The organism is Bacillus sp. MYb209 (assembly GCF_002975175.1).
Classification (GTDB): domain Bacteria; phylum Bacillota; class Bacilli; order Bacillales; family Bacillaceae_G; genus Bacillus_A.
Map to the genome: position 1 here is coordinate 230301 of NZ_PCNZ01000001.1, position 20138 is coordinate 250438.

Annotated in this window: 22 protein-coding genes and 1 other RNA gene; 4 read left to right on the forward strand and 19 right to left on the reverse strand. The window is 35.9% G+C overall.

The features are described from left to right. Nucleotides 1-70: 70 nt before the first annotated feature. The 8 genes from CQZ94_RS01270 to CQZ94_RS01305 form a co-directional block, all read right to left on the reverse strand. On the reverse strand, nucleotides 71-2008 hold the full coding sequence (locus CQZ94_RS01270; protein ID WP_105583978.1) for an ATP-dependent DNA helicase: 1938 nt from the start codon (nucleotides 2006-2008) through the stop codon (nucleotides 71-73). 138 nt (nucleotides 2009-2146) lie between these two features. After that, nucleotides 2147-2329: a DUF3921 domain-containing protein gene (locus CQZ94_RS01275; protein WP_105583979.1), complete on the reverse strand. Its 183-nt coding sequence runs from the start codon at nucleotides 2327-2329 to the stop codon at nucleotides 2147-2149. Between the two features lie 62 nt (nucleotides 2330-2391). Then, the gene (locus tag CQZ94_RS01280) at nucleotides 2392-3531 is read right to left on the reverse strand and encodes a THUMP domain-containing class I SAM-dependent RNA methyltransferase (protein ID WP_105583980.1); all 1140 of its coding nucleotides are present in this window, start codon (nucleotides 3529-3531) and stop codon (nucleotides 2392-2394) included. A gap of 180 nt (nucleotides 3532-3711) precedes the next feature. After that, nucleotides 3712-4103, reverse strand: an RNA gene (gene rnpB / locus CQZ94_RS01285) — RNase P RNA component class B. Nucleotides 4104-4189: 86 nt separating this feature from the next. Beyond that, nucleotides 4190-4525, reverse strand: a complete 336-nt coding sequence (gene gpsB / locus CQZ94_RS01290) for a cell division regulator GpsB (RefSeq protein ID WP_105583981.1) — start codon at nucleotides 4523-4525, stop codon at nucleotides 4190-4192. 97 nt (nucleotides 4526-4622) lie between these two features. Then, nucleotides 4623-5177: an SLOG family protein gene (locus CQZ94_RS01295; protein ID WP_105583982.1), complete on the reverse strand. Its 555-nt coding sequence runs from the start codon at nucleotides 5175-5177 to the stop codon at nucleotides 4623-4625. 56 nt (nucleotides 5178-5233) lie between these two features. After that, entirely contained in the window at nucleotides 5234-5794 is a 561-nt protein-coding gene (locus CQZ94_RS01300; RefSeq protein WP_105583983.1) for a CotD family spore coat protein, read from the reverse strand. Between the two features lie 156 nt (nucleotides 5795-5950). Then, the gene (locus tag CQZ94_RS01305; protein ID WP_105583984.1) at nucleotides 5951-6604 is read right to left on the reverse strand and encodes a YppG family protein; all 654 of its coding nucleotides are present in this window, start codon (nucleotides 6602-6604) and stop codon (nucleotides 5951-5953) included. A gap of 177 nt (nucleotides 6605-6781) precedes the next feature. On the opposite strand from CQZ94_RS01305, the gene CQZ94_RS01310 reads away from it, so the two are divergent. Further along, the gene (locus tag CQZ94_RS01310; protein WP_105583985.1) at nucleotides 6782-6973 is read left to right on the forward strand and encodes a YppF family protein; all 192 of its coding nucleotides are present in this window, start codon (nucleotides 6782-6784) and stop codon (nucleotides 6971-6973) included. Between the two features lie 25 nt (nucleotides 6974-6998). Here CQZ94_RS01310 and CQZ94_RS01315 read toward each other — a convergent pair whose 3' ends face one another. Together CQZ94_RS01315 and CQZ94_RS01320 are read right to left on the reverse strand one after the other, a co-directional pair. Further along, nucleotides 6999-7343, reverse strand: a complete 345-nt coding sequence (locus tag CQZ94_RS01315; RefSeq protein ID WP_002149288.1) for a YppE family protein — start codon at nucleotides 7341-7343, stop codon at nucleotides 6999-7001. A 15-nt stretch (nucleotides 7344-7358) separates the two neighbouring features. Next, nucleotides 7359-7601: a hypothetical protein gene (locus CQZ94_RS01320; protein WP_002117753.1), complete on the reverse strand. Its 243-nt coding sequence runs from the start codon at nucleotides 7599-7601 to the stop codon at nucleotides 7359-7361. 118 nt (nucleotides 7602-7719) lie between these two features. Between CQZ94_RS01320 and CQZ94_RS32210 the strand changes: the two genes are divergently transcribed. Then, on the forward strand, nucleotides 7720-7866 hold the full coding sequence (locus CQZ94_RS32210) for a phage portal protein (RefSeq protein ID WP_306475192.1): 147 nt from the start codon (nucleotides 7720-7722) through the stop codon (nucleotides 7864-7866). Between the two features lie 191 nt (nucleotides 7867-8057). On the opposite strand, the gene CQZ94_RS01325 is transcribed toward CQZ94_RS32210, so the two are convergent. Continuing rightward, nucleotides 8058-9083: a DUF2515 domain-containing protein gene (locus CQZ94_RS01325; RefSeq protein ID WP_105583986.1), complete on the reverse strand. Its 1026-nt coding sequence runs from the start codon at nucleotides 9081-9083 to the stop codon at nucleotides 8058-8060. A gap of 103 nt (nucleotides 9084-9186) precedes the next feature. Between CQZ94_RS01325 and recU the strand changes: the two genes are divergently transcribed. Continuing rightward, nucleotides 9187-9789, forward strand: coding sequence for a Holliday junction resolvase RecU (gene recU, locus CQZ94_RS01330; protein ID WP_105583987.1), 603 nt, complete (start codon nucleotides 9187-9189; stop codon nucleotides 9787-9789). Nucleotides 9790-9855: 66 nt separating this feature from the next. Next, nucleotides 9856-12633: a PBP1A family penicillin-binding protein gene (locus CQZ94_RS01335; RefSeq protein WP_105583988.1), complete on the forward strand. Its 2778-nt coding sequence runs from the start codon at nucleotides 9856-9858 to the stop codon at nucleotides 12631-12633. Nucleotides 12634-12658: 25 nt separating this feature from the next. Here CQZ94_RS01335 and CQZ94_RS01340 read toward each other — a convergent pair whose 3' ends face one another. The 8 genes from CQZ94_RS01340 to panD all read right to left on the reverse strand — a co-directional run bounded on the left by CQZ94_RS01340 (nucleotide 12659) and on the right by panD (nucleotide 20129). Then, entirely contained in the window at nucleotides 12659-13177 is a 519-nt protein-coding gene (locus tag CQZ94_RS01340) for a YpoC family protein (protein WP_105583989.1), read from the reverse strand. 3 nt (nucleotides 13178-13180) lie between these two features. Then, nucleotides 13181-13828, reverse strand: a complete 648-nt coding sequence (gene nth / locus CQZ94_RS01345; protein ID WP_105583990.1) for an endonuclease III — start codon at nucleotides 13826-13828, stop codon at nucleotides 13181-13183. A 15-nt stretch (nucleotides 13829-13843) separates the two neighbouring features. Then, nucleotides 13844-14551, reverse strand: coding sequence for a DNA replication protein DnaD (gene dnaD, locus CQZ94_RS01350; RefSeq protein ID WP_105583991.1), 708 nt, complete (start codon nucleotides 14549-14551; stop codon nucleotides 13844-13846). A gap of 121 nt (nucleotides 14552-14672) precedes the next feature. After that, nucleotides 14673-15860, reverse strand: coding sequence for an aspartate transaminase AspB (gene aspB, locus CQZ94_RS01355; protein WP_105583992.1), 1188 nt, complete (start codon nucleotides 15858-15860; stop codon nucleotides 14673-14675). Between the two features lie 18 nt (nucleotides 15861-15878). Then, entirely contained in the window at nucleotides 15879-16382 is a 504-nt protein-coding gene (locus tag CQZ94_RS01360) for a cell wall elongation regulator TseB-like domain-containing protein (RefSeq protein ID WP_105583993.1), read from the reverse strand. A 7-nt stretch (nucleotides 16383-16389) separates the two neighbouring features. After that, on the reverse strand, nucleotides 16390-16560 hold the full coding sequence (locus CQZ94_RS01365) for a YpmA family protein (RefSeq protein WP_000358351.1): 171 nt from the start codon (nucleotides 16558-16560) through the stop codon (nucleotides 16390-16392). A gap of 250 nt (nucleotides 16561-16810) precedes the next feature. Continuing rightward, the gene (dinG, locus tag CQZ94_RS01370) at nucleotides 16811-19615 is read right to left on the reverse strand and encodes an ATP-dependent DNA helicase DinG (RefSeq protein ID WP_105583994.1); all 2805 of its coding nucleotides are present in this window, start codon (nucleotides 19613-19615) and stop codon (nucleotides 16811-16813) included. A 130-nt stretch (nucleotides 19616-19745) separates the two neighbouring features. Further along, on the reverse strand, nucleotides 19746-20129 hold the full coding sequence (panD, locus tag CQZ94_RS01375) for an aspartate 1-decarboxylase (protein WP_000490176.1): 384 nt from the start codon (nucleotides 20127-20129) through the stop codon (nucleotides 19746-19748). Nucleotides 20130-20138 lie beyond the last annotated feature (9 nt).

Sequence of the window (20138 nt, forward strand, 5' to 3'; positions counted from 1 at the left end):
ACATAAATTCCTTTTCTAATAGAAAAAAAGCTTGGCAAGTGCCAAACTTTTCCCTACAACATCTTTTCGTTTAAAGTACTTTTCCTTCTACCGGAAGCACTTTCTTCACTGCTTCTATCACTTTTTCATCTTCATTATCTGATAAGAATAATGATATAGCACCTTTATCTTCACTTGTACGAATTAAACGTCCAATTCCTTGGCGAAGACGTAAAATCATATAAGGCACATCTACGTCCCAGAATGGATCATTCACATGTTTACGCTTCGCCTCAAACACAGGATCGTTTGGAGGGAATGGTAATGACCAAATAATAACGTGTGATAATGATGAACCTGGAATGTCTAAACCTTCCCATAAATGAACGGCACAAAGTACAGTCTCTTCTTCATTTTGGAAACGAGAAACGAGCTGACTAATTTCTTGATCTCCTTCATATAGGAACGGCACTGACATTTGCTCTTTACTTACATATTCTTTAAACGCTGCAAGTTCTTGCGTTGTACGGAATAATACGAGTGTACGTCCATTTGTTTTTTGTATATTTTCAAGTGTATATTGACACTTTCTTTCCCATTCATTTTCTTTCGTATACGGAAGTAAGTTTACTGTCATTTGCTCTTCATAATCAAACGGCGAAGCAACTGAGAATGATAAGTAATCTTTTACCCCTAGACTATTTGCAGTAAATGCGAACGAATCATTGTCAGATAATGTCGCAGAAGAGAAAATATACGGAATCTTCTTCGAGAATACTTTTTCTTGTAACACTTCTTCAACTGCACGCGGCATAATAACTAACGTGAAGGCACCATCACCTTCTTCACCCCACGTAATTACATTTTTCTCGTGCATGAAAAGACGAAGTGAATGCTCTAACACATCTAAATGCTCATCAACGATATTTAAATCGTATGTGTTTACTGTATACATTTCGCTTTCAAATACTAATGCGTCACCAACTTCACCAATTTTTGCATAAAGTCGTTCTGCCTCAGCAGTTACTTTTTCCGTAACTTTAATTTCTAAACGATCGGAACCTTCAATTTCCTTTTTATTCTCTTGTAGTACCTCAAAGAATCGTTCAGTTTGCCAAATTGTTTCTTCTACTAAATGTGCAAACTCTTCACGGATATCATTTTGTAACAATCTCGTTAAAAGTTGTTCCATCATCGTTTGCTTTAAACGATATGTTAAAGCTTTTTGCGCTGCATACTCTACAAGATGCCCTTCATCAAATACAACACAGCTACTTTCAGGTAACAATGGAATTTGCCCTTCACGTTTACGTGCATCATATGTCCAAATATGATCCATATAGAAGTCTTGAGAACAAATAATTAAATCTGCAGCTTTACGATAATGTTCACGAGAAAGTGTTTGACCACAACGATGACGAGAATCACAAGTGAAGCAATCTTGGAAGTAATCCCAGTTTACCTTTGACCATTCCTCGTCATTTAACAGTGGAAATTCTTTTCGATCACCGTAGTGAGTAAAGTTCTGCATCGTACCATGATCGAATACGAACTGAGGTAATTCGTAATATACATCTTCAATTACTTCTGGAGCTCGTCCACTCATAACATCTTCAAGTTTACGCAAACATAAATAATTATCCATTGATTTCGCAAGTCTAACATCAACAGATAGCCCTAATGCTTCAGATAACTTAGCAATGTCTCCTTCTTCTTTCACAAGCTGCTCAATTAACGTTTCATCTGCACAAGCGATAATAGCTGGCTTCCCTGTATAACGTGCATAACAAATTGCATATAGAAGATATACAATTGTTTTCCCTGTTCCTACACCTGCTTCTGCAAACATAACTTTCTTCTCTTGGAAAGCGCGCTCTAACTGAAACGCCATAAAAATCTGTTCATCACGCTCTTCAAAGCCTTTTTCTGGAAGGATGTCGTAAAACACATCTCCAATCCACTCATTCAACTTATCATAAAAATTATCTTGTTTTCCTACTTCAAATGGTAACCTATTCTCAGTAAACATCCTTAGCCTCCAACCAAACAGTTTTTCTATAAAAAGATATAGCAACTGCTACTCACATGTATGCAGTTGCTTTCCCCTGTTGCAATACATAGAAATACACGAAAAAAAAATTCCCTTTCGAAAAAGGAAAATTTTTTTCTATATTAATGACCTTAAATAACGTTTATCAATCGCTGTTTCATGCGAAAGAGCTGACAAATATTCTTCCTGCGCTTTTTGTATTTCATCTACAATCGCACCTTGACTATCCACTTCTTTTCCGAGCTCATCATACGTACGGTGAATAGCCTTTTGAATCATTGATAATTGGAAACCATCCATTTCGCTTCCTCCTTTTACGCATTACATAATAGCCAGTATATGCGCGCTGGAGGAGTTTTATACTATGAGTTACGCGGTGGACGTTTTCCAAAGTATTGGTAGTAATCTGTACGGATAAAGCCGTTAAACAACTTACGCTTCTTCGATGCATCTTTTCCGTAACACTTCTCAAATGCTTCATAACTTGTTAATAAATACATTGACCATGTATCTAACGGGCGGAATACCTCTCCCGTTTCTTTATATAATTTTTCAACAAGCGCTCTTTCACTTAAACGTTCTCCGTATGGAGGATTCGTTACAACATAGCCATATTCCTCTTTTGTCGTGAAATCTTTTACTTGCATTTGTTTAAATGATATAAGATCCCCTAATCCAACTTCTTCTGCGTTATCTTGGGCAACTCTTATCATACGGTGATCGATATCTGATCCAATGATTTGCAGTGGTTGATTATAATTTGCTAAATCTTCAGCTTCTTGACGAGCTTCGCGCCAATTTTGTTTACCAATCCAGCCCCATTCATCCGATGCAAAGCCTCGGTTAAATCCTGGTGCGATATTTTGTCCAATTAATGCAGCTTCAATTGGAATTGTACCTGATCCACAGAAAGGATCAACAAAAGGAAGATCCGGCTTCCAGTTTGTTAACTTAATTAAAGACGCAGCTAATGTTTCTTTTAAAGGTGCTTCACCTTGCTCGAGACGGTATCCACGTTTATGAAGACCTACACCACTCGCATCGATTGTTAACGTTGCAATATCTTTCAACATTGCAATTTCAATACGGAATAACGGACCATCTTCTTCAAACCAAGTTGTGCGTCTATACGTTGTTTTTAATTTCTCAACAACAGCCTTTTTAACAATACGTTGGCAGTCTGAAACGCTAAATAATGTTGATTTCAAAGATTTCCCAATAACAGGGAATTCTCCGTTCTCTGGAATATAATCTCCCCAGTTTAACGCTTTTGTTTTTTCAAATAACTCATCGAATGTTGTTGCTTTAAATTCGCCGACTTTAATTTTCACACGATCTGCAGTACGTAACCATAAATTCGTACGACAAATCGCTTTTTCATCCGCTTCAAACGTTACCTTTCCGTTTTCCACTTCACATTCATAACCAAGATCGCGAACTTCTCGGGCAACTAACGCCTCAATACCCATTGCCGCTGTTGCAATTAAAGTAACTTTTCCCATTTGCATTCACCTCTTATGTATAATCAAACAATAATTAATAACATGTTGTCCTATTAATTATTACATATTATGAAGAATATTCTCATTTACCATTTTAACTCAAAATTTATAACTTCATACAAATAAAAAGCCCTCCTCTAACAAAGGAGAGCTGAGTTATTTCATAGTTGGTTCATAACGTTCTGTAAGCCATGTTCTGTTCCTTTGTACTGCAAACGGCCCACGCCTCGTACTCCGGTGGTAATCATCTATCTACAGGTTATGAAAACCTGTCCTTTCCCATCGTTCATTTCCTTGGAAAAGATTCCCCTACCATTATTTGGGTTTCTCGCTCGTGGGGTTTACCTCGTTCCACTCCTATCATTTCTTCAAGGACTTCGTCACTGTGGCACTTTAAAGGTAGTCAAACCATATCCGAAAGGACTTAGGTTTTTTCCCTGCCGTTAAACCAGCCTTACAGCCAGAATACCCTAGCTTATGACTTGGCTAGGCACGAACACTACAACCATCTCAGGCTGTGCGAGCATGGACTTTCCTCTACAACGTTGGCGTTGCAGCGATTACCCAAACGTTATGACAAACATTAGTATAGTGGAAACAAAAAGATTTTGCAATGTTTTTTTCTATGTAAATGCTTTAACCTTTTTACCACCTTACATTATTCGTATAACTTACTTCCAAATACAGCTTTTTCTAAATTAGATAGACGTTTTAAAATATCCGTATTCGTATTGTTATATACAGGTTGTGCAACTGGTGTTTGTACCGGTTGTTGCGGAACTTGTGTTGCCACTACTTTTTGTTCTTCTAATTCACGTTTCAAACGAGCATTTTGTTGTTTTAATTGATCAAATTCCTTATGAAAAGCTTCATAATCTTTAATAATCATATCAAGAAACTTATCTACTTCTTCTTGTTGATAACCTCTCATACCTGTTTTAAACTCTTTTTCTAAAATATCTTTCGCCGTTAATTTAATTTTATCCGAAATCATTTTCTTCACCTCAAATTTTTGCCAAAACTTTCATTAACTAAATTTTTTCAGAAACAATGCCTTTTGTCAATCAAATATACGAGCACTATATTACATATCACTCTGCATTATTCCACTGTTCCTCTTCCATTATATCTTGTAAATCAGAAAAAAGAATGAAATAACTGTGATAATTTTCTATTTCTCCTTTTTTCTTAGCTGCTTCTACAATATATTTAGGGCTCCCAGGCTTTTCTTCATCATATACAGCTAAAAGTGCATCGCTTTTTTCAATAAAAAATTGATTCTTTAATTTAAATTGCTCTGGGCTTTCGTACTTCCGTTTCGTAATACTATCAATATGATCTGCTTGTGAAAGAATAAATTCGTAATATTCACGATTATCTTCCTTCCAATTTTCCTCTTGTTCTAAAAAAGGAGTAAATATCGCTAATTTTAAATTTGGATATTCTACTTGAATCTCAAAAACAACTTCAGCAGCCCATAGCTCTACTCCTAATTGACCACTTATAATAACCCATTCCAAACCTTCTTCTACAAAAGCAGTTAATTTGCGATGCAACGCCTTTTTTATACAATCTACTCCTGGATGATCATTTTTAAATATTCCAAGTTCAAATGGCTTATATCCTGTTACAGCAACAACTTTCATATCAACACTCCAATTATAAAAAAAGAACTAGCATTTTGCTAGTTCTAACATATCATTTACTTTTTAAACATTCCACCAATGTTTGGTCCCATATTTGGTCCAAATGGTGATATATTCGGTCCCATATTTGGTCCAAATGGTGATATATTCGGTCCCATATTTGGTCCAAATGGTGATATATTCGGTCCCATATTTGGTCCAAATGGTGATATATTCGGTCCCATATTTGGTCCAAATGGTGACACATTCGGTCCTGGTCCAAATGGTGATATTTGATGACCGTGGTGATGACCATGACCACATGGTCCACATCCACCGCCAAATCCACCAACAGATCCGCCGCCAAATCCACCAACAGATCCGCCGCCAAATCCACCAACAAATCCTGGATCACCAGGATCTACAACGTTTACGTTCGAGTTTGTTTGTGGGAAGAAGCTTTGATTTTTAATTTGTTGATGATGAACATGCGTTGTATGAGTTGGAAAAATGTGTGGCACCACCGTTGTTGAAAAAGAATGTGTTACGCACTGTTTCGTTGGATGAATGACAGGAGCTGTCGTACAAATAGTTCCTACAGGCTTATGCCCTCCAAAGCAAGGATGACAATGATGCATAGTTTTTTCTCTCCTCTCTCATTAAAAAAATCTGACTACACTTTACAATATGAGCGAGGTGGTAAAGCCGCTTGTTATATATACCCATTTATTTCATGGAAATTTGTCTAGTATCCAATTTCATACGTAATACCTATTATAGACAACCCCCTAATATTATTTACCAAAAAAGCCCCCGACTTGCTTAACAATCCCTGTTACTTGATTCATCGCGTTCATCATTTGTCCAGCTGTGTTCATCATTTTATTTACATCGTAGTTACCATCTGATGATTTAAATTGTGAAACAAAACTAGAAAACTGACTTGGTTGCTGTTGCTGTTGCTTTTGTTTATTCATCGTTGGATATGGTTGTTTTGGTGGATAAAACATAGCTTGTTGATTTACATATTGAGCTGGCGACATGTAGTTTTGTGAATTCATATACGCTTGCTGTGGTTGATTCGTATACATTTGCTGCGGCTGACTCATATGCGGTTGATTCATATGTGGTTGTTGCGACTGATCCATGTGCGGTTGCTGTGGTTGATTCGTATACGCTTGTTGCGACTGATTCATGTGCGGTTGCTGTGGTTGATTCGTATACGCTTGTTGCGACTGATTCATGTGCGGTTGCTGCGGTTGATTCATGTGCGCTTGTTGCGGTTGATTCCCAAACGACACTTCAAATGGTTGATAATAATTTTGGTTTCCATAATGAGGCTCGAAAGGATACATATTATATCGTAAATATGTATCCTCATTATATTGGTACATATTTTGCTGTGCATATGGATTTGCTTGCTGATATACATTAGGTTGTTGAAACATGCATTCTCTCCTCCTTCGCATAAGTTTCTACATATAGAATATGTACCTATAAAATAAAATGTGTGAAGGAGTATCTGTCTGTTTTTGTCGGAAGTTTAAATTTTTAAAAAAATTAGAAAGTAAACCCTTCCATGCTATGATAATAAGGAAGAAGATTCTCATTGGGGAGGAATCAACATGGTATTAGGGGATTTAAAACAAGCGTTTTCTCAAAAAAAGGGGTATTACACAGAAAATTTGAATGAACTGTTAGACTTTGCAAGACATTGTTATCTTGAAGGAAAAATATGCATATCAGATTACCGAACATTAATACGTGAATTAGAAATAAACGGTGCAACAAAACCTACAACAGTGACAGAAGCATAAAAAAACAAGAGGGTTTTCCCTCTTGTTACTTACATTGATCTACGATATTTTGCAAAGTATACGAAATAGCTTGATAAGTTTCAAAGAAACGTTTACCTTTTCCCTTATTAACAAAACATTGTAGCACATTAGTTTGTAAATTATCATACACTTGATCAATTTGTTGTACATGTATATACTTAGGTCGTTCTTCCTTTATCCACCTATAAGCTAATTCTTTCCACATCTCTAACTCCGCATCTACAATATCAACAAATGGCTTCATATCCTTATAAAAATCATATTCAGCCATTTCTCTTTTTTTCACATTCGCTTCATCATTATACTGCATTAACTTCTCCGAGGACTGGATTAATGCTTCATATCCCATTTTGTTCCCACCTTATTATGCACTCACTACGACGTTTTGAAATGTCTTTACCCAGCTCCCTTTTTCTTCGTGATGCACTAATTTATTTTCCATATGCTCGATATGCATTTCTGTTATTTCTATCTTATTGCATATTTTTTCACCTTTATCCTTCAATGCATGATTCATTCTAATCCCAATATTCATTTCCAGCAAATCGAGAGAACTTAACATTTGATCCATTTTTTTCATAACATCTTCCTTCTGAACCATCGCCATATTTAAAACGCCCCCTTCTTTGCCTTTCCTTTGTCATGTAATTTCGCCGATTGATTGATTACTCCTTCTCACATGACAAAACTAGTTGATATTCGTCAAAGAAATCATTTAGTATGCCATTTTTAGAAATGGTAACAATACAAAAAGGAGGTGTATTACGATGGCAAAAAATAAAAACGAAAAAAAGAAAAAGCAAAACAAACAACAAAACAAACCTGAGACTGGTAATCCAAAGCTTGACGGTCCAAATTTCCCCGCTACATAAAATGACACTTTAATCAAAGTGGCTTTTACAAACAACTATTTTCTAGTCTAACCTTACCTCTTCGCTTTCGATAAGTGTTGAAGTTAAAGTCGTACTGCCGGCAAATAGCCGATTAGAAAGTAATTTGTTGTAGAGCATATTACTTTTAATAAAGAAGTCCCGCCTTCATTTAAGAGGGCGGGACTTCTTTATTATATCATGAACTCATCTATTCTTTTAACAAAACTACTTAATATAGAAAGAGTATGTATTTGCTCCCTCTTCTTTCTATACCATTCTGTTATATTAATTTCCCCCTTAGGTTTTTTAAGTAAAAATAATGAATCTATTTCCAACCCTTCACTAAACCAATCTTTTTCAATTAATTTTTCATGAGTGACAATAGAATACACATCCCGAAGAGCCGGCGTACATGATTTTCTAATTCCCCTTATATTACATTCATAATCCATCCTTGATCCTGTATGTCTAGTTTGCACTGCAAATTTATAAAAAGAAGCCTTATACTTTGAATGAAATAATAACCAAGCTAATTGCTTCCCCAGTTCTATACGTTTTTGCAACGTTTCAAATTGATAAACTGAAAATCCATACATTCCCCCTTCCACCATTGGAAAAATAACTGCACTAACGTGAAATATTTCTTGAAATTTGAATAGTGCAGTATCAAATACATGTTTTTGAAAGTATGCATTCTCGATTACTGGTTTTTGAATTTTATTTTGTTCATTAATAATAAGCGCCGTCATAAGTCTATTTATATCCTTTTTCTTCCAAAATGCGACCCATTCTTTTTCCATAAAAATTGATATGTTGAAAAATTGTAACAAATGAAAGAGCGGCGCACATCTCTTTTTACTTTCCTCATACAGTAATAGTTGAGGAAATGCATCTAAAAAAATGAGCCAATTGGCTTTCTCATACAAAAGAAATAATCGTCTCTTAACTGTTTGAGATAGAAGATTAGAATAATATTCTCCTTCTAAATCTGTCATGTTCCATCCCCCATTCCTTGAAACCATACTTGCTAAAAAAGACCACCTAATTTCTCTATTTCTCAAATAATATTCTTGGTAAGATTGTGTACGTGAAATATTATCTACGTTAGCTACATCCGTTCTCTCCTTAATATTAAGAACTATAGCTTTTTCCTCTTCTGTACAAAAAATATCATTACGGTTCTGTTTAATTTTTTCGTAATCATTCCATCGAAACATGAGTAAGTCACCATACCTTTCTTGAAAAAGGTCACATCTTTTTTCATTTTTTGATATAATCACCTTTGTAAGTAATTCTTATCAAGTTGGGAGTGGACAAAATATGACCATTCGTTACCCAAATGGAAAAAGGTACGATCAAGCTTCACAACCTCATAAAACACCAATAAAAAAACATACTTACAGTAATAGAGGTATGTCCCTTGAAGAGGAATTGAATGACACCAATCAATATTACTTAACCCATAATATTGCATGCGTACATAAAAAACCTACACCTCTTCAAATTGTAAAAGTAGATTACCCCGCTCGAAGTGCTGCAGTGGTAAAAGAAGCGTATTTCAAACAACCTTCTACAACAGATTACAACGGTGTATACAAAGGGAAATACATCGATTTTGAAGCGAAAGAAACTAAAAATAAAACCAGTTTTCCACTTCAAAACTTCCACCTTCATCAAATTGAACATATGAAGCAAGTAGTCGCTCATAATGGAATTGCATTTGTTATTATTAAATTTACACTTTTTGATGAATTTTATTTATTAGATGCAAAACATATTATTGCATTTTGGAATCGTCAAAATACTGGTGGACGTAAATCGATTACAAAACAAGAAATAGAAGAGCATGGGGCTTTATTATCATGCGGTTATCACCCTCGGATTGATTATATCCGCGTACTAGACACGGTTTATTTTTCGTGATAGAGTCATCACTAAGGCTCTTTTTTCGACTTTTGGGGGAGAGAATGAAAGGTAGGAGAAAGTATAATGTCAGATAATTATCGTTCTCGTACAGAACGAAATCATGTAAAAAATCAAACGAAAGAAACTCATAAAGAAGAAAAGCCAAAGAAAAAAGGTTCCTTTTTCAAGAAATTCCTTATAGGTTGTCTACTTCTTGGTATCGTCGGCCTCGTAGCTGGCGTTTCGGCTTTCTTTGTTATGGTAAAGGACGCTCCGAAATTAGACAAATCAAAACTTGTCAATCCTTTATCAACAAAGTTTCTTGATAAAAACGGAAATTTCTTCTATGAATATGGTGCTGAAAAACGAACCCATGTTACATACGATCAAATTCCAAAAGTAGTGGAAAGTGCATTCCTTGCGACTGAGGATGCTCGTTTCTACGATCATAATGGAATTGATTTTAGACGTACTGGAATGGCGGTCATGGAAAATGTCACTGGTGGTTTTGGATCACAAGGTGGTAGTACGATTACACAGCAAGTAGTTAAAAACTATTTTCTAACGATGGACAAAACTGCAAAAAGAAAAGTGCAGGAATGGTACTTATCTTATAAGTTAGAGCAACAGTATTCAAAACATGAAATTTTAGAAATGTACTTAAATAAGATTAACCTAGGTAATCGCTCTTATGGTATTTCAACAGCAGCTAAAAAATATTACGGCAAAGATTTAAAAGACATACAATTACATGAAGCTGCAATGCTCGCCGGTTTACCCCAAGGTCCTAACATTTATGATCCAACAAAAGAAGAAAACGTTGAGCGAGCAACGAAACGTCGTAATATTGTATTAACATTAATGAACCGACACGGGTATATAACGAAACAAGAAATGAATGACGCAATGCAAATCCCTGTAACACAAGGACTTCTTCCATCTTCAGAAGTAACTGAAATGAAATACCAAGCATTTTTAGATGCAGTTGTAAAAGAAGTTGAAAAAGAAATTCCTGATGTAAATATCGGTTCAGATGGTTTAACAATCCAAACGACGCTTGATCTTGATACTCAAGACTATGCTGATAAAATAATGGATGGGGACCTCATCAAGTATCCAAACGATCAATTCCAAGGATCATTCGTATTTATGGATACTCAATCTGGAGAAGTTCGAGCAATTGGCGCTGGTCGTAAAGAAAGTAAGTCTACTTTCAAAGGTCATAATATGGCAATCGATTTAAAACGCCAAGTAGGTTCAACAATGAAGCCGATTTTCGACTATGGTCCAGCAATTGAGAACCTACAATGGTCTACGTATCATCAATTAAACGACTCAGAGTATACGTATTCCAACGGTAAAAAAATACGAAATGCAACAAATAGTTATAAAGGTGACGTTTCACTTCGTGAAGCATTGAAAAAATCATTAAATATTCCGGCTTTAAAGACAGCTCAAGCAGTCGGTCTCAATAAGTCACAAGAATTTGCTGAAAATTTAGGAATGACATTTAAAGACGGCAAGGTATATGAATCTACTGCAATCGGTAGTAATGACAGCTCTCCATTAGAAGTAGCTGGTGCATATGCAGCATTTGGGAATGACGGTGTTTATAATAAACCTCACTTCGTAAAAGAAGTTATCTTCCCAGATGGGAAAAAGAAAAACTTTAAGCCGAAAGAAAAACGTGCGATGCATGACTATACGGCCTACATGATTACTGATGTTCTTCGCGACGTAGTAAAACCTGGTTCTGGCGGTACAGGTCCGACAGCGTATGTTCCAGGAGTAGACGTAGCAGGTAAAACAGGAACACAAAACTTTGATGAATCTGTTATTAAAAAATACGGTATTCCAGCAGATGCCAACAGAGATAGTTGGTTCGCAGGATATACACCACAATATACAATGGCTGTATGGACTGGTTATGAAAAAGATAGCCCAGAAAATTACATTGGAGATCGTTCTACTAGAATTGCTCAGCAAATGTTCCAAACAATGATGAGCAAATTTGCTACGGATAAATCTCGTTTCGAGCGCCCTTCTTCTGTACAAGAATTAAATGGAGAACTGTACATTAAAGGTGCGAAAAAAGATGCAGTTAAAGAAATTAAAGTAGATTCGCCAAGCGGCCTTAATGTTGCTTTCGATGGCGCTAGCACAGTTACACTAAATTGGTCTGGACCATCAGAGGTTGATGCGTATGCTGCAAGCTATAAAGCTACTGACGGTTCTAGTGGTAGCTTATCAGTTAGCGGTACGACAGCTACTCTTAGTGGTATTAAACCAGGTGTTACTTATAGCTTCTCTGTAGTAGCGAAAAAGGGTACCGGAACAAGTCCTGCAGTTGGTGCATCCTTCACTGCGCCTGGCGGAACTCCAGATGCGAAAAAAGCTGACGAAGAAGCTAAGAAAAAAGCTGATGAAGAAGCCCAGAAAAAGGCCAATGAAGATAAACTAAAACAAGAAGAAGCTAAGAAAAAAGCTGACGAAGATCAGCGCAAACAACAAGAACAGCAACAAGAACAACAACGTAAACAGCAAGAAGAAGCTCAAAAGAAAGCTGCTGACGAAGAGGCTAAGAAGAAGGCTGACGAAGAAGCTAAGAGAAAAGCTGACGAAGAAGCTAAGAGAAAAGCTGACGAAGAAGCTAGAAAAAAAGCTGACGAAGAAGCTAGAAAAAAAGCTGACGAAGAAGCTAGAAAAAAAGCTGACGAAGAAGCTAGAAAAAAAGCTGACGAAGAAGCTAGAAAAAAAGCTGACGAAGAAGCTAGAAAAAAAGCTGACGAAGAACAGCATCAACAGAATACCGGAGGAGATACACCTCACGCAGACGGAAATGTTGTTACAACAGAGTCTTAATAAACAAAAAAGAAGTCGGTTTCTCTTAACGAGAAACTGACTTCTTTTTTGTTATCATTTTCTTTACATATAGCTTTTCTATTTCGATATACAACTGTGCTAATTGAATATATGAATGGTAATTACTCGGTTTCTTTATAATAAATGAATATCGCTCCATAAAATTAACAGGTTGTACTTCCAATTTATTCGTATTTACTTGCATCTCATTCAAACTATGAACAGGCTGCTCATTTAACCAATATATAACCGATAGAAAGTGAGCTGCAAAAAGAATCATCGGACCCTCAGCTTCTTGTTTTTTTCTGTTTCGAAATAGTGTAGCAATTTCTTCATGCTTGCTTTTCCATATATTTAACACCGCTGGAATACTTGTTTCAATTTCATTCCATGGCTCATATTGTCTTTCAATATCAAATATAAAGTAAGTATTTTGTATTATTTCTTCAAAAGATTGGTCTGTGTAATACGTAATCGAATTTGCACTCTCTTTAAAAAATGGTACGCACCGAAACTCTTTCGGTATTTCTATAACTCGCTCCATCCTTTATTTCCCCTTCATTCGTTTCTTTCCTTCGCGACATATTTCTAGTAATCGACACTCTTCACATTGTGGTCGCTGCGCCTTACAGTGATAACGTCCGAAGAAAATCATACGGTGGTGTGTAACTCCCCACTCATCCATTGGAATTTTCTTCATCAATGTCTTTTCCACTTCTAACACTGAATCTTTCCATCTACAAATTGCTAACCGTTTACTCACTCTCTCTACATGAGTATCAACAGCAATCGCTGGAATCCCAAACGCTACCGAAACAACTACATTCGCTGTCTTTCTCCCTACTCCTGGTAATTTCGTCAGCTCGTCACGGTCTTCTGGAACTTTCCCATTATAATCATCTAGCAACATCTGGCACAATTTTTGAATGTTTTTCGCCTTATTTCTAAACAATCCAATGGAACGTATATCTTGTTGTAATTCTTCTAAAGACACACTTAAATAATCTTCTGGTGTTTTATATTTTTGGAATAAGTTTTTCGTCACTTTATTCACAAGTGCATCTGTACATTGCGCAGATAATGCCACTGCGATTACAAGTTCAAATGGATTATCATGAATTAATTCACAATGCGCTTCTGGATACATATCCGCCATTGTATCTAAACAAGAGCGAATTTGCGTTTTATTCAACATGTCTTTCCTCCTACATTACTGCTCCAACCAATTGTAAAAAGGCACTTTCCCAGTAAATTTTGTTTCTTGTTTTGTTGTTTGTTGTGTACGTTGTTGATTCGCTCTAAATTTTTGGCCTTGATTTTGCGCTTGCTCTACCGTTTTAATTCCGTTCTTTTTCCACTCAAATAAAATACGATCAATATACCGGAAATTAAGTTTACCACTCATAACAGCTTCTCGAAGAGCCGCTTGAATTAAATTCGGATGATGTTGATCTTGATCTTCCCACATTCCTAATGTTTCACATTCAAACGGTGAGAGCGGTCTTCCAAATTCTTTTTCAAATACTGTATATAAATTTACTTGAAGTTTCTTTTTTTCTTTCTGTTCTTCCTCTATTGATTCATCCATTAAAAAATGCAATATTTTTTCCCAAAGTGGTTGTAAAGAATAACTTTCACACATCATCGCTTCTGATCTGTGTCCACCTTCTAGCGCTAAAAAACCTTTTTGGATTAATGTCTGAATCACTTCCATACATTTCATTTCTGTTATCGTCATCCGCTCTGAAATCTCTGAAGGAGTCGGGAACGAATTACCTGATTCTAAAAATGTGTGTACATGAAGTACCACCATAAATTCCGTTTCATTTAATCCTAGCTTTTTATAATGCATCATAAGCAATTTAGGAATTGCTATGCTTCCCTGTTCAAGCCATTGTAACATCATTTTCTTTTTCATCACCAAACACCTCGTTCTCTAGTATAACACACCTTCAGCCATTTCTATTTGCCACAATTCGTCAAAAAAACCTCCCTATATATAGGGAGGTTACTTGCCATTTACTACAAAAAACAGAAGATTACGCCTGTACTTTGCTTTTCATGAACGTATGAATTCGTTCTAATGCTTTCTCTACTTGCTCAAGAGATGTCGCATACGATAATCGAACGTTATTCGGTGCACCAAATCCTGTACCTGGAACAAGAGCTACTTTTTCCTCTTCTAATAATGCTTTTGCCCACTCATCAACTGTATCATACCCAGCTAACGCTACGGCTTCTTTTACATTTGGGAATAAGTAAAAAGCACCTTGTGGTTTGATACAAGTGAAACCCGGAATTTGAATTAATTTATCATAAATAATGTTCAATCTTTCTTCAAACGCTTGACGCATTGTTTCTACAGGTTCTTGTGAGCCTGCATACGCAGCAATTGCACCGTATTGAGCAATTGAAGTAGGGTTTGACGTACTATGACTCGCTAAGTTCGTCATCGCTTTAATAAGCTGCTTATTTCCTGCTGCATATCCAATGCGCCATCCTGTCATAGAATGTGATTTAGATACACCATTAATAATAAGTGTTTGTTCTTTTAATGCATTAGAAAGCTGGGCAATTGAAGTATATTCTGCGTCACCATAAATCAATTTTTCATAAATTTCATCAGAAACGATTAAGATATCATGTTCTAAACATACTTCTCCAAGCTGTTGTAATTCCTCTTTGCTGTAAATCATTCCTGTTGGATTGCTCGGTGAATTAATAATAACTGCTCTCGTCTTCTCTGTAATTGCCTCACGTAGCTGCTCAGCTGTAATTTTGTACTCATTGCCTTCTAAACCTTCTACATAAACCGGCTTACCGCCAGCAAGCTTTACTTGTTCAGGGTAGCTTACCCAGTAAGGAGTTGGAATGATAACTTCATCTCCTTCATCAAGTAATACTTGGAATAAAGTATATAATGCATGTTTTGCACCATTACATACAATAATTTCAGATGGATCATACGCTATTCCTTGATCGCGAGTAAATTTCTTAACGATTTCTAGTTTTAACGCTTGTAATCCACCTGTTGGTGTATACTTCGTATGTCCTTCTAACATCGCTTTATGTGCAGCATCCATAATATGTTCTGGTGTATTAAAGTCAGGTTCTCCTGCCCCTAATCCAATTACATCATGACCTTCTGCTTTTAATGCTTGTGCCTTTGCTGTAATTTCTAAAGTTGAAGACGGTGTTAAAGCAGCTACTCGCTTTGCTAATTTCATTTGTAGTTCCCCCTACATCTATTTTTCAATGCTATATCGTTTTAAAAACTTACCATCTTGAAACGCAAGATTGTAGTAACTATAACGATTGTCATCATCAATATATGTAACTTCCCATAATGGTACATCTTTTTCAAAGCCTAATTTCACTTTCAGAATTTCTTTCGGCTTTCTTTTTGATTCCTTACTTTCATTGCCGACTTGTTCTATTGTTCTTTGTATAGCCTCTTTTTCAGAAATACCTTCGCTCTTTTTCCTTACTACAGTATCCCCTTTTTTCTCAGGCACCCAAACGATAAGTTGTTCTCCTTTTTCATCTGTACCTTGTACGATTGTATATGAAGATTCTCCGTTATAATAATCCACAGATTTCACATTTGTAAGTTTTGCTTTTTCTTTTGCAATTTCTACAGACTTTGACTCTTTTGGAATTTTCTTTTCCATTGCTTTATTATAAACATACGCCCCATATATTCCGCTAGCAACGATTACGATAATGATTGCAAAGATCCACTTTTTCATTGAATCACTACGTTCTGTAAATCGTAAATACAGCTATTTCTTTATCTTTTTCGTCTAATGCTAATCCGAACATGAGGTCCTGCTCTTTTAACGTACGATTCAAGCTATCAACAATTTTATACAAGTCAGACGAATATTTAATACGCGTCGTTGATAGGACTTCGATTTTCTTATCCATGAAAAAACTCCTCCGTTACACAAAAATTTCTAATTATAGAAGAACGCAATGCGGTTACAATAAGAGTACATTCTTTACAACCCCTGCTTCATCACCCATCTATTATAGCAGGACATGTACAGCAAAAAAAGGTTTCAAATCGAAAAGCAATATATTTTATATACAAGAAGTAAGAAAAATAAAATTCCTCCTACCCACATTTTTTACGCCTGAAGTTTAAATGTACTTCAGGCGTATTTTTCTTCCAATTTTATTTATTTGGCCGTTCCTTTAATTGCTCTAACAATTCTTCTAACGGTCCTTCATAGAGCGGAACAGTTGGGATTGATTGTAAAAACCGTTTTCCATAGGAAGAACTTGTCAAACGACGATCTAATACAAATACCGTTCCTGTATCTGTATTTGTTCTAATAAGACGACCAAATCCTTGTTTGAAACGTAATATCGCTTGCGGGAGCGCTAACTTAGCGAATACGTCTTCTCCTTGATTTTTTAGCCACTCTCCTTTCGCTTCCATCATCGGCTGATTAGGAGGCGTAAAGGGCAGACGGACAATGACAAGGCAACTCAGAGCATCTCCAGGTATATCTATCCCTTCCCAAAAACTACTTGTTCCTAACAAAATCGATTTGTCGAACTCTTGAAATTTACGAATGAGGCGACTTCGGCTCTTATTATTCACACTTTGTGTTAATAATAAATATCCTTCTAATGCATCATCACTTTTCAAATTCGTATACGCTTCTTTCAACATTTCATACGAAGTAAATAAAACGAGCATTCTACCTTTTGTAGCTTTCGCTATTTTCGCAATATGTGCCGATACAGACTCAATATATTCCTCATTACTTGCTTGCTTAATAAAAGGCACATCCGTTGAAACCATTAATTTCATTTGTTCTTCAAAACGAAATGGTGATGGAACCTTTAATATATTGGGCGCAAAATCATGCAAACCTAGCTCCTCTTTTATATAGTCGAATGAATCACTAACTGTTAACGTTGCTGATGTGAAAATAACACTCTTTTTTTCTGTTAAAAATTCATCAGCAAATCTTTCACTAATATGAACAGGCTGCGCATATAAAACTGTTGAATGAATCGTTCCCTTCGTTTCAGTCTCCATCCATGTCACGTATGAATTTTTTTCTAAAATGAGTAATTGTAAAGATTGTACCATCTTTCTCAACAACTCAATTAAGTGCATAAATTCACCTGTAACAACATGCATCTCCCATTCTAATTTACTTTGCAATATATCAACTTGCTTCTCAAGTGTAGTCACTAATTTTCTTACATCATATACAAAACGATTTGTTAACTCGGTAATGCTATCCCATAACTTACCTTTCTCTACTTCCGTGTTATATCGATAAATGAGCGGCATATTGCTCATCCCTTGTTCCTGCTTTGTTTGTTTAAATATGAAAGCACGTAACATTTGGAATAGTTCATCCGCATCAAATTTCAATTCCTTCAAACTATGACTCACCATACGGAAAGTCGACCGAGATGCTTGCTCTGATTTTTTCATCATTTTATATACTTTAGAAAGCACATCATCTGTTTCTAAAGTACCAAGACGAGATAAAGCTAATTGAAAATACATACATGAGAACTGTTCACCCAATGTTCTACTCGCCGCTTCCTCGATATGATGAGCTTCATCAAAAATAATATGTTCACATGAAGCAAACAGTGGTTCTTCACTTGAAAAATCTTGAAATAATAACGCATGATTTGTAATAACAATATCTGCAAACAATGCTTTATTCTTCGCTCGTTGATAAAAACAACGACTAAACCAGTTACTTTGCATCCCGCCTGGACTATATGCATCACTACAAATACGGTTCCAAAGTAACTTTCCGCCCTCAGGAATATTTAATTCATCACGATCGCCGGTTTCCGTTTGCAATAACCACACTAAAATTTTTGCCTTTGTGAGCGCCATATCATAATTTTTCTCTTCCTCTTGCAAAGCATATTCAAATTTATGTAGACACAGATAATGCTTTCTTCCTTTCAGAAGAGCTACTTCAAATGAAAATGGCATTATTTTCTTTAATAAAGGAATTTCTTTTTCTAGTATTTGTTGTTGCAATTGTACAGTTTGTGTACTTATAATGACAGGTTCTTCTTTTTCCTTTGCGAAATAAATACTTGGAAGTAAATATGCAAGCGTCTTCCCCGTACCTGTTCCTGCTTCAATCAGTGAAAACCTAGAATCTCTTAGCGCTGTATATATTTCCTTCATCATAATCTGTTGGCTTTCTCTTTTTTCAAACTTTGGCATATTCAATTCAAGTTTATCCATTGTCTTATGTAAGAAAGCATCAAATTTAGATGAGCATGTTTCACTGAGGCTTAAAGAATAATTCCGCTTTCGAAGCGCAATATTTCGATACACTTCATACTCCTCTGTCTCTTCTTTACCATGCATCATTTTCTTTAAAATATTTTCAGAAAGTACATCAGCTATATCACTTTGGAAAACATCACTTAATTCATAAAGCGATTGTAATGTGACAAGTGGTAACTTTACAATTTCACTTAAAAATTGTAAAAACAACTCCGCTGTTGCAAGAGCATCACTATCCGCACGATGTGGTTGATCGTGCTCTAGTTCATGCTGCTTAGCTAAATCACGTAATTTATAACTATCAGCTGTCGGCAAAAGAATTTGCGCCAATTCAACTGTATCAATTTTAGGACAATGTACTTCTGTATATCCAGCCTGCCTTAATTCTTCATTTAAAAAATTCCAATCAAAGTGAACGTTATGTGCAACAAAAGCCGCACCTTGTAATAGCTCAACAATCATCGGGGCTACATCTCGAAATAACGGGGCTTGTTTTACAAGATCTTCATCAATCCCAGTTAATTCTGTAATAAATAGGGGAATCTCTCTCTTCGGATTAATAAAAGATGAAAAAATCTCTAATATCTCTCCATCTTCCACTACAACAGCTGCAATTTGGGTGATTTTATCCTTCCCATCCTTCCAGGAGTTCCCTGTCGTCTCTAAATCAACAACGACATAACGCTTACTCATATATGTAACACCTCAATTTCTTACCTATCAAACACAAAAATTATATAATGTTACTATACCACGTTTTACCTCATCTTAATGAAAAGATGCACAAAAAAGCTATCTCCTTAATTAGAGATAGCCATCCTACTTATAATATCGTGCCAGCTTTTTCAGCACCTAACATTTCAATAATTTGATTATCATCGTCTAATACTGCAATTTTCGGCTCTTGTTTATGAATATTTTCTTCTGCCACTAAACCATAGCAAATAATAATAACTTTATCACCCGGTTGTACAAGCCTTGCAGCTGCACCATTTAAACAAACAACTCCACTACCGCGCTCTCCTTTTATAACATATGTCTCTAAGCGAGCCCCATTGTTGTTATTTACAATTTGTACTTTTTCATTTTCTACAATATTTACCGCATCCATTAAATCTTCATCAATTGTAATACTACCTACATAATTTAAATTTGCTTCTGTTACAGTTGCGCGATGTAACTTCGCTCTCATCATTGTGCGAAACATAGATGCTCC